The following is a 2,286-nucleotide window of genomic DNA, read 5'->3' as shown; positions in this document are numbered from 1 at the left end:
CCCTCGTTTGAGATTTCGACAACCTCATTCTGGCACAACTGATGCCGTAGGGGGCCGTCCACCCCATCAACCACCAGCCTGAGTTGGTGAGGGGCAACGAGCCTCCACGCAAGATAGATGGATCACGCGGTATGGGTCCCGGCCTTCGCCGGGACGACGGTGGGTGATCGTGTCGCGTCCCCTCTCCCGCTCCGACAATTGAGATGATACAGAGCGCTTCCCTCCTCGAAGCCGGAAGCTCTCCATGTCCACCGCCGTTTCTCCTCTCGCCCCGACAGACGTTCCCGATTTGCCCGCGATCGCGGGCGTCAGGCTTGCGACGGCGGCGGCCGGCATCCGCTACAAGGGGCGCACCGATGTGCTGCTCGCGGTGATGGAGAAGGGCACCACCGTCGCCGGTGTCTTCACCAAGTCCAAGTGCCCCTCGGCACCGGTCGAATGGTGCCGCGCCAAGCTCGGCAAGGGAGCTGCGCGCGCCCTGGTGGTCAATTCCGGCAACGCCAATGCCTTCACCGGCAAGACAGGCAAGCAGTCGACCGCGCTGACCGCGCAGATCGCCGCCAAGGCGGTCGGCTGCAGCGTCAATGAGGTGTTCCTGGCCTCCACCGGCGTGATCGGCGAGCCGCTCGATGCGACCAAGTTCGACGGGGTGCTGGCGACGCTGGCCGAGCAAGCTGCGCCCGACGACTGGATGAGCGCGGCGAAGGCGATCATGACCACCGACACCTTCCCGAAGGTCGCGACCGCGACCGTGAAGCTCGGCAAGGCCAAGGTGACGATCAACGGCATGGCCAAGGGCGCCGGCATGATCGCACCCGACATGGCGACGATGCTCTCCTTCATCTTCACCGACGCGCCGCTGTCATCGGCCGCGCTGCAGCAGCTCCTGAAGAGCGGCGTCGAAGACACCTTCAACGCCGTCACCATCGACGGCGACACCTCGACATCGGACACGCTATTGGCATTCGCGACCGGCACCGCCGCCGCGAACGGCGCGCCGAAGATCAGCCGCGCCAGCGATCCGCGCCTGAAAGCGTTTGCCAAGGCGTTCCGTGATGTGCTCGCCGACCTTTCCGAACAGGTGGCGCGTGACGGCGAAGGCGCGCGGAAACTGGTCGAGATCATCGTCGATGGCGCCACCACCAAGGCGTCGGCGCGCAAGATCGCGATGTCGGTGGCGAACTCGCCGCTGGTGAAGACCGCGATCGCCGGCGAGGACGCCAATTGGGGCCGCGTGGTGATGGCGGTCGGCAAGGCCGGCGAGCCCGCCAACCGCGACAAGCTCTCGATTTCCTTCAACGGCATCCGCGTCGCCAAGAGCGGCGCCCGCAATCCCTCCTACAACGAGGCGGAAGTGTCGCAGGCGATGAAGCAGCCGAAAATCCAGATCAAGGTCAACCTCGGCCTCGGCAAGGGCCGCGACCGCGTGCTGACCTGCGATCTCACCAAGGAATATGTCGCGATCAACGGCGATTATCGGTCGTGACGACGTAGGATGGGTAGAGCGAAGCGAAACCCATCATTCGTGCAGTAGCTCCGAAACTGATGGGTTTCGCTTCGCTCTACCCATCCTGCGATTCCGCCGTCATAACAATCCATGCGTGTGATGCATGACCGATATCAAACTCACCCTCGTGGTTGCCTGCGCGCTTGTTGATGCCGACAAGCGCGTGCTGCTGGCGCAGCGGCCTGCGGGCAAGCCGATGGCTGGTCTCTGGGAATTTCCCGGCGGCAAGGTCGAGGCAGGCGAACGGCCGGAAGCGACGCTGATCCGCGAATTGCACGAAGAACTCGGCATCACCGTCGCCGAGCCGTGCCTGGCGCCGCTGACCTTCGCGAGCCATGCCTACGAGACGTTTCACCTGCTGATGCCGCTCTATATCTGCCGGCGCTGGGACGGCATGGTGACGGCGCGCGAGGGACAGAACCTCGCCTGGGTCCGCGCCAACAAGTTGCGCGACTACGAGATGCCGGCGGCGGATATTCCGCTGATCCCACATCTGATCGATCTGCTGTTATAGGTGTGGACGAGGCGGGCCTCATGGTTCGAGACGCGCCGCAAGCGGCGCTCCTCACCATGAGGGTCTAAGATTCCGCCGCGAAATAGACCTCATCCTGAGGAGCCCGCCAAAGGCGGGCGTCTCGAAGGATGGGCCGCGAAGGAACCGCCCACCAAGTTCTATTTCTTATGCGATAGCCCTCCCCTTTCAGGGTAGGGGAATCGCATATGGCCTTAGGGGGTATTGCATAGCGGAGCGAATTGGATTCTTCGGGTGTCTCCCGATT

Annotated in this window: 2 protein-coding genes; both read left to right on the top strand. The window is 63.9% G+C overall.

The features are described from left to right. Positions 1-244 precede the first annotated feature (244 nt). Complete coding sequence (gene argJ / locus AAFX91_RS40880) at positions 245-1,486, top strand: bifunctional glutamate N-acetyltransferase/amino-acid acetyltransferase ArgJ (protein ID WP_130581909.1); 1,242 nt, start codon at positions 245-247, stop codon at positions 1,484-1,486. 124 nt (positions 1,487-1,610) lie between these two features. After that, positions 1,611-2,021, top strand: coding sequence for a (deoxy)nucleoside triphosphate pyrophosphohydrolase (locus AAFX91_RS40875; RefSeq protein WP_027581863.1), 411 nt, complete (start codon positions 1,611-1,613; stop codon positions 2,019-2,021). The last annotated feature ends 265 nt before the right edge of the window (positions 2,022-2,286 follow it).

The organism is Bradyrhizobium sp. 31Argb, assembly GCF_043638955.1.
GTDB lineage: Bacteria > Pseudomonadota > Alphaproteobacteria > Rhizobiales > Xanthobacteraceae > Bradyrhizobium.
This window is presented reverse-complemented; position numbering and strand designations above follow the sequence as displayed.